We start from the raw sequence: 7,542 nt of genomic DNA on the forward strand, positions 1-7,542 counted from the left end.
TCGAACCGATGACCTCTTGCATGCCATGCAAGCGCTCTCCCAGCTGAGCTATACCCCCTTGCTGCAACGTTGCACTGCTTCGTTGCTGCGATTCAAAAATTGTAGCACAGCGTTTTTGGGGCAATTCCGGAATGCATGACTTTTTTATGTCGTCCTGCATTCCGGCGCCCTGCTGCAGCCCGGGTCAGGCCAGGCTTTGCCCGTCGCGTATGCGGTGGATCTCGGCGATGTCCACCACCCAGACCAGGCCGTCGCCGACCTGGCCCGAGTGACAGGCCGAGGTGATGGCCGCGCGGATGGGCTCGACCATGGATGCCTCGGCCAGCACGCAGACCATGATCTTGTCGGAGAAGTCGGTCAACTCCTCCTTCACGCTGCGCTTGTCGATGGCGGCCGGGGCCGTGAAGCCCTCGGCACGGAACAGCGTCACGCCGGGGAAGTTGGGAATGGCGCGCAGCGCGTCGCGCAGGCGCTCCAGGCGGCTGGGGCGCACGATGGCCCGGATTTCCTTCATGGTCATTGCAGTGTCTCCTTCATCAGGCTTCCAGCGGTTTTTCGTCAAACCAGCGGTACAGGGTCGGCAACACCACCAGCGTGAGCAGGGTGGACGAGATCAGGCCACCGATCACCACGATGGCCAGCGGGCGCTGCACCTCCGAGCCGGGGCCGGTGGCGAACAGGAAGGGCACCAGGCCCAGCAGCGCGACGGTGGCCGTCATCATCACGGGGCGGAAGCGCTGCACGCAGCCTTCGCGCACGGCCTCGGCCACGTTCATGCCATCTTCGCGCAGCTTGCGGATGCAGGAGACCAGCACCACGCCGTTGAGCACCGCAATGCCCCACAGCGCGATGAAGCCCACCGAAGCCGGCACGCTCACGTATTCGCCCGTGACGAACAGGCCTATCAGTCCCCCGATGGAGGCGAAGGGCAGCACCAGGATGATCAGCCCGGCCAGCTTGACCGAGTTGAACAGCAGGAACAGCAGGAAGAAGATGGCCACGATGGTCAGCGGCACGATGATCTGCAGCGTGCCCATGGCGCGCTCCATGTTCTCGAACTGGCCACCGTACTTGAAGTAGTAGCCATCGGGCAACTGCACTTCACTGTCGATTCGCTGCTGCACTTCGGTCACGAAGCCGCCCAGGTCGCGCCCTTCCACGTTGGCTCCCACCACCACGCGGCGCTTGCCGCCTTCGCGGCTGATCTGCGCGGGGCCGTCCACCAGCTCGATGCGGGCCACGCTGCTCAGCGGCACCTGGGCGCCCGTGGCCGTGGTCAGCAAGGTGGCGCCGATGGCGGCGGGCGAGCCGCGGAACGGCTCGGGGAAGCGAACCACCACGTTGTAGCGGCGCTCGCCCTCGTAGACCGTGGTCACTTCCTTGCCGCCGATGGCCGACTCGATCACGCCCTGCACGTCGGTGACGTTCAGGCCGTGGCGGGCGATCGCCTTGCGGTCGATATCCACGGTCAGAGCCTGCTGGCCTGACAGGCGCTCGACGCGGATGTCCGTGCTGCCCGGCACGCTCTTGAGGATGCGTGCGACCTGCTCGGACACGTCGCGCAGCTCGCTCAGCTCGTCGCCGAAGACCTTGATGGCCAGTTGCGAGCGCACGCCCGTGACCATTTCGTCCACGCGCTCGGAGATCGGCTGGGACAGCACGATCTGCACGCCCGGGATCGAGGACAGGCGCTGGCGGATGTCTTCGTCGATCTCGTCCTGGGTGCGGTCGGACTCGGGGTCCAGCAGCACGATGGGGTCGGACTCGTTGGGGCCTGCGGGATCGGCCGGCGATTCGCCGCGTCCGAGCTTGGAGACCACGCTGAGCACGCCGGGCACTTCTGCCACGGACTTCATCGCCGCCATTTCCATGCGGATGGACTCGTCCAGCGAGATGCTGGGCACGCGGTTGATCTGCGGCGTCAGCGCCCCCTCCTTCATGGTGGGCATGAAGGACTTGCCCAGCAGCGGGAACAGTCCCAGCGAGCCCAGCAGCAGCGCCACGGCCACGGCCAGCGTGGCGCGGTTGCGCGCGGTGGCCAGGTCCAGCAGGCGCAGGTAGTGGCGCTTGAGGAAGGCGATCAGGCGCGTGTCATGGTCCGCGCCGCCCTTGAGGAAGTACGAGCACAGCACGGGCGACAGGAACAGCGACACGGCCAGCGAGACGGCCAGCGAGATCGCGATGGTCAGCGCCAGCGGGCCGAACATCTTGCCTTCGATGCCTTGCAGCGTCATCAGCGGCAGGAACACCAGGATGATGATGGCGATGCCGAAGATGGTGGGCGTGGCCACCTCGGTGGTGGCCGACAGCACGGTGCGCACGCGTGCGCCCATGCTGTCGCCGGCCTGGCCGAGCTTGTGGAACACGTTCTCCACCACCACCACGGTGGCATCGACCATGAGGCCGATGGCGATCGCCAGCCCCCCCAGCGACATGAGGTTGGCCGAGATGCCCCAGCGGTTCATCATGATGAAGGTGGTCAGCGGCGTGATGATCAGCGTGGCCACCACGATCAGGCTGGAGCGCACGTCACCCAGGAAGATGAAGAGCACCACGACCACGAGCAGGATGCCCTCGATCAGCACCTTGCCCACGGTCCACAGCGCCGAGTCGACCAGGTCGGTACGGTCGTAGTAGGGAACGATCTGCAGGCCGCCGGGGAGCATGCCCTTGGAGTTGATCTCCTGCACGCGCTCCTTCACGCGGGTGACCACCTCCTTGGCATTGCCGCCGCGCATCATCAGCACGATGCCGGAGACGCCTTCGGTATAGCCGCCCTTGATGATGGCGCCCTGGCGCACTTCCTGGCCCAGCTGGACCTCGGCCACATCGCGCACGAAGACCGGCACGCCGCCTTCCTGCTTGAGAACGATGTTGCCGATGTCATCCAGCGACTGGACCAGGCCCACGGCGCGGATCAGGTACTGCTCGGTGACCTGGGGCAGGATGCCGCCGCTGGCATTGGCGTTGTTGTCGGCGATGGCCTGGACCACATGGCGCACGGACAGGCCGTAGTGGCGCAGCCGGCCGGGATCGACCTCCACCTGGTACTGCTTGACGTAGCCGCCCTGCGAGTTGATTTCGGCCACGCCGGGAATGGAGCGCAGCAGCGGGCGCGCCACCCAGTCCTGGATGGTGCGGCGCTCGGTCAGCTCCTCGGGCGTGAGGGCCCGCTTGCCGTCGTCGGGATGGTCCAGCGTGTACTGGTAGACCTCGCCCAGGCCCGTGGACACCGGCCCCAGCACGGGGATGATGCCTGCGGGCATGCGCGGCGTGACCTCCATCAACCGCTCGGTGACGAGCTGGCGTGCAAAGTACACGTCGGTGGCATCGGTGAAGACCAGGGTGATGATGGACAGGCCGCTCTTGTTGAGCGAGCGCATCTCCACCAGGCCCGGCATGCCGGTCATGGCGATTTCCAGCGGCACGGTCACGAAGCGCTCGATTTCCTCGGGCGAACGGCCTGGCGCCTCGGTGGCCACCTGGACCTGGACGTTGGTCACGTCAGGAAAGGCATCCACCGACAGGTTCATGGCGGCGCGCAGGCCGAAGCCGCACAGCACCAGCGAGAGCACGATCACGATGAGCCGCTGGCTCAGTGCGGCCCGGATCATGGAAGCGATCATGGGCTTACTCCAGCTCTGCGCGCTTGCGCTCGTTGTTCAGGTGGAAGGCACCCGTGGTGACGATGACCGTGCCATCGGCCACGCCCTTGTTCACGGGGCGCATGCCGCCGCTGGCGGTGCCCAGCTCGACGGGCGTGAGACGGTAGTGGTTCTCGCCCTTCTTGACGAAGACATGGTCGCGGTCGTTCTCGCGCACCACGGCCTCGGCCGGCACGGCCAGCAGCTGGCGCACCTCGCCCTGGATGCGCATGGTCGCCAGCATCTGGGGCTTGAGGTCGCGCTCGGGGTTGTCCACCTGGGTGCGGATGGTGACGGTGCGGGTCTCGGGCGTCACGGTGTCGCCCACATGCACGATTTGGCCGGACAGCACGCGCTCGCCCAGGGCGGGCACGGCGATCTCCACGGCCTGGCCGGCACGCACGCCGCTGGCCATCTGCTCGGGGATCGCGCCCACCACCCAGACGCTGCTCAGGTCGGCCACGGTGAACAGCGGATCGCCGGGCTGGGTCACCTGGCCGGAGCTGACCTTGCGCTCGATCACCACGCCGGCCCCTGTGGACAGCACGGCCGCATGCGACTGCAGCGTGCCCTTGTCGCGCAGCTGGGCGATGGCGCTGTCGGGAATGCCGATCAGGCGCAACTGGTCGCCGGCAGCGCGCTGCTCGGCGCGCGCAATCGACAGCTCGGACTCGCGGCGCTGCAGCTCGGCCGAGCCGATGACGTCGGCGGCTATCAGCTGGCGCGCGCGCTCCACGCCGCGCTCGGCCAGCGTGGCGGCGGAGTGTGCACGCAGATAGGCCAGCTGGGCGGTAGTCAGCTCGGGGCTGGCCACGCGGGCCAGCACCTGGCCCGCGCGCACGCGGTCGCCCACTTCGACCAGCACTTCGGTCACGCGTCCCGTGGCGGCCGCGCCAATGCGGGTGACCTGGCGCTCATTGGCCTCGATGCGGCCGGACACCTCCTGCAGCAACGCGATCTGCGCCTGCGCCACGGGCTTGACGGCGAAGTTGGGCGCCATCTCGGCGGTGACGCGGACCTCCATCGGGTCCTGCTCCTGCGCAGCGGCCGCTGCGGGCGCCGCCTTGGCTTCGGCCTCTTCGTTCTTGCCGCAGGCGCTCAGCGCCAGCGTTGCGGCCAGCAGGCCGGCCAGGGCCAGGGAGTTCACCAAGGTGCTGCTGCCTGCGCGGGCGGCGATGGGTTGCGGATGCATATTCAAGGACATGTTCGTTTCTGATTTCGGGTGTGAGGCAGGGACGGCGGGCTTCACAGCGCGGACGGATCGTCGTAGCGGCCCGCCAGGTATTCGAGCTGTATGCGCGCCGCCTGCAGCTGGTAGCGCGCGTCGAGCAGGTCTGCGCGGATGGAGCGCAGCACGCGCTGCGCATCGAGCACATCGAGAATGCCGCGCTCGCCGAAGCGGTAGGCGGCCTCGGCCACGCGCAGGGCCGACTCGGCCTCGCGCACCGAACCCTGGCTCAGTGCCTGGGTGCGCAGTCGCGCCATCTCCAGCTCCTTCCAGGCCTGCAGCGTCTGCTGGCGCAGCTCGATCTGCCGGCCTTCCAGCTGCAGACGCGCGCGCTCCAGCTCGGAGGCCGCCTCGTCGATGGGGCCGCGGTGCTGGTCGAGCAAGGGGATCTGGATGCTCACGCCCACCGTGTTCAGGCGCACGTCGGGCTCGCGCGTCTGGCCGTAGCGCAGCTCCACGCCCGGCCAGCGCGAGGCCTTGGCACCGTCAAGCCGCGCCTGGGCACGCTCGACCTCTGCCTTGAGCTGGCGCAGTTCGGGATGCTCCATGGGATCGATCTCGCCCATGTCCTCGATGCGCAGCGGATCCTCCAGCGACACATCCAGGCGAAAGCGCACGGGCAGCTGGCCTGCGGCCAGGCGGCCCAGCGCCAGCTGCGCCTGCTCGGCACGCAGCCTTGCGGTCTGCTCCTGCTGGCGCGCCTGGATGATTTCGGCATCGGCCTTGATGATTTCGTAGCGGGCCGCCTCGCCGCTGTCCACGCGGACGCGGACGCGCTCATGGGCCTGCTCCAGAAGGCGCACCGCCTCCTTGGCGGCCTCGACCTCCGCCTCGCGCAGCACCATTTCGTAGGCGCGCAGCCGCACCTGGGCCACCAGCGCATTGCGCGTGGTCGCCACGAAGTGCACCGAGCCCTGCTCGCCTGCCCTCGCGGCCTCCACGCGCGCACCTCGCACGGCGGGGTTCTCGATGGGCAAGGCCACGGCCCAGCCCTGCACCGTGCCGGCTGCCGCGCCCGGAACGCGGGCGCTGTTGCGGCCCTGGTTCCATTCGAGCTTGGGATTGGGCAGCGCCGAGGCGCTGACCACGCCTGCGCGCGCCGTGGTCCGGGACTGCTCGACAGCGCGCAGATCGGGGTTGTGGTCCAGCACGGCGCGAACGACCTCGTTCAGGCTCAGCTGGGGCAGGCGCTGTGCGGCGGCCGAAGCCACCGAAGGCGCCTCTGCGGCCGAACCGGCCTTCGGCACGATCGGCGTACGGGACGCCTCGGCCTCGGCGGCCTCGGCGGCGGCCGGAGCCGCCTGCGTCAGGGGCGACTGGGACGCCTGGGGCTTGCCAGGGGGGTGGGCCTGCGCCGAAGCGCCAGCACCCCAGCCCACCAGCAGGCTGCAGATCGCGCCTTGCAGGACCTTGCGCGAACAGGATGGAAAACGGGCGGGGGCCATTCCCGCCAATACCGTTGGATTCACCATGGCATGCATCTGCCGCAAAGCGACAGTCGAGGGGTTGAGTAAGAGATGGGCCCTTCCCTGCGGACCACGCGGGAACGGGCATGGCCGCGCCGTGCGCAGTCAGCGCGCGGACGACGGCATGGCATGCACGCCAGCAAGGCGCGCACGAGCAGTGATCAGGCAGTGGGATGCGTCAGCCGACAAGGGGCGCAAGGGGCACAAGGCATGCCTGCGCCGCAATATGCGGTCAGCCGAGCAGGGAAGGTCTTGGAGGGCGCAGCAGCTGGCCCGGGGCGGGCGACAGGTGCGCCTGGGAATAGGTCGAAGGCGGGGCCCACAGCGACACCACCTGCACGGCGATGGGCTCGGGCGGCCAGTACATCTCGGCGGAACGGTCCTCGCCGCAGGCCAGCAGGGCCAGCAGCTGGCGCTTGTTGCCGCTGTGTGCCGTCAGCTCGGCAAACTCGGTCTCGTCGTCTTCCTCCACTTCCGCGAGTTCCTCGAGGAATTCCTCATCGATGGTCACGACGGGATGGTGCGCCAGCAGGCCATCGCCTTCCAACCCATCGGAAGATGCCGAAGCTGCCACCTGCCCGCAGAAGATGGACAGCAGCATCAGCAACGAAAAGACAAACGATGGCGCAAGGCGCATGGAGCGGGGCAGACGAGTCGGTGAAAGATGGACGCCCTGCAAACAGGACACCGTCTATTGTTACGAATGTTGAGGGAAAGTTCCGGGTTTGCCCTTAAAAAATCTGGGCAATAGATCGTGTTTTGTGCACAAAGGCTTTCCATGTGAAGAAGTCACACCGAAAACTGCAACAACCAGAAACAAAAAAGCCACCTTGCGGTGGCTTCTTGTCTGCGCAAACACGAGGGTCTGCACAAGGAATCTGGCGGAGTGGACGGGACTCGAACCCGCGACCCCCGGCGTGACAGGCCGGTATTCTAACCAACTGAACTACCACTCCTGGCAGGCAACTTTTGCGCTCTTTCGAGCCAAGTGCTGCAAACTTGGCGACCCTACGGGGATTCGAACCCCGGTACTCACCGTGAAAGGGTGATGTCCTAGGCCTCTAGACGATAGGGTCAATCCTAGAACTTGCGTTACAAACTCAAGTCTCGATTTTTGGTGGAGGTAAACGGGATCGAACCGATGACCTCTTGCATGCCATGCAAGCGCTCTCCCAGCTGAGCTATACCCCCAAAGAATCCGATA

General features: G+C 67.1%; 5 protein-coding genes and 3 tRNA genes. All 8 read right to left on the bottom strand.

Features of this window, described 5'->3' with window-relative positions; translation table 11 throughout:
* Window positions 1-184 precede the first annotated feature (184 nt).
* A complete protein-coding gene (locus ACF8O7_RS17965; protein WP_016450797.1) occupies window positions 185-520 on the bottom strand; it encodes a P-II family nitrogen regulator in 336 nt (111 codons plus the stop codon).
* A gap of 16 nt (window positions 521-536) precedes the next feature.
* Window positions 537-3,626 carry an efflux RND transporter permease subunit gene (locus ACF8O7_RS17970; RefSeq protein WP_016450796.1) on the bottom strand — a complete coding sequence of 1,030 codons (3,090 nt, stop codon included), beginning with the start codon at window positions 3,624-3,626 and terminating at the stop codon, window positions 537-539.
* A gap of 4 nt (window positions 3,627-3,630) precedes the next feature.
* Entirely contained in the window at window positions 3,631-4,848 is a 1,218-nt protein-coding gene (locus tag ACF8O7_RS17975; RefSeq protein ID WP_016450795.1) for an efflux RND transporter periplasmic adaptor subunit, read from the bottom strand.
* Window positions 4,849-4,889: 41 nt separating this feature from the next.
* Window positions 4,890-6,344, bottom strand: coding sequence for a TolC family protein (locus tag ACF8O7_RS17980; protein WP_016450794.1), 1,455 nt, complete (start codon window positions 6,342-6,344; stop codon window positions 4,890-4,892).
* A gap of 226 nt (window positions 6,345-6,570) precedes the next feature.
* Entirely contained in the window at window positions 6,571-6,939 is a 369-nt protein-coding gene (locus tag ACF8O7_RS17985; RefSeq protein WP_017407525.1) for a hypothetical protein, read from the bottom strand.
* Between the two features lie 278 nt (window positions 6,940-7,217).
* Window positions 7,218-7,294 (bottom strand) — tRNA-Asp (locus ACF8O7_RS17990).
* Window positions 7,295-7,338: 44 nt separating this feature from the next.
* Window positions 7,339-7,414, bottom strand: a tRNA-Glu gene (locus ACF8O7_RS17995).
* A gap of 39 nt (window positions 7,415-7,453) precedes the next feature.
* Window positions 7,454-7,529: transfer RNA gene (locus ACF8O7_RS18000), tRNA-Ala, on the bottom strand.
* Window positions 7,530-7,542 lie beyond the last annotated feature (13 nt).

Origin of the sequence: Delftia sp. WSY_16, from assembly GCF_043104415.1 — a bacterium.
Lineage (GTDB): Bacteria > Pseudomonadota > Gammaproteobacteria > Burkholderiales > Burkholderiaceae_C > Comamonas > Comamonas tsuruhatensis.

Bases quoted from the DNA above. Each gene is read 5' to 3' on its own strand.
- ACF8O7_RS17985 (WP_017407525.1), bottom strand. From the start codon at position 6,939: ATGCTGCTGTCCATCTTCTGCGGGCAGGTGGCAGCTTCGGCATCTTCC.
- ACF8O7_RS17975 (WP_016450795.1), bottom strand. From the start codon at position 4,848: ATGTCCTTGAATATGCATCCGCAACCCATCGCCGCCCGCGCAGGCAGC.
- ACF8O7_RS17980 (WP_016450794.1), bottom strand. From the start codon at position 6,344: ATGGTGAATCCAACGGTATTGGCGGGAATGGCCCCCGCCCGTTTTCCA.
- ACF8O7_RS17965 (WP_016450797.1), bottom strand. From the start codon at position 520: ATGACCATGAAGGAAATCCGGGCCATCGTGCGCCCCAGCCGCCTGGAG.
- ACF8O7_RS17970 (WP_016450796.1), bottom strand. From the start codon at position 3,626: ATGATCGCTTCCATGATCCGGGCCGCACTGAGCCAGCGGCTCATCGTG.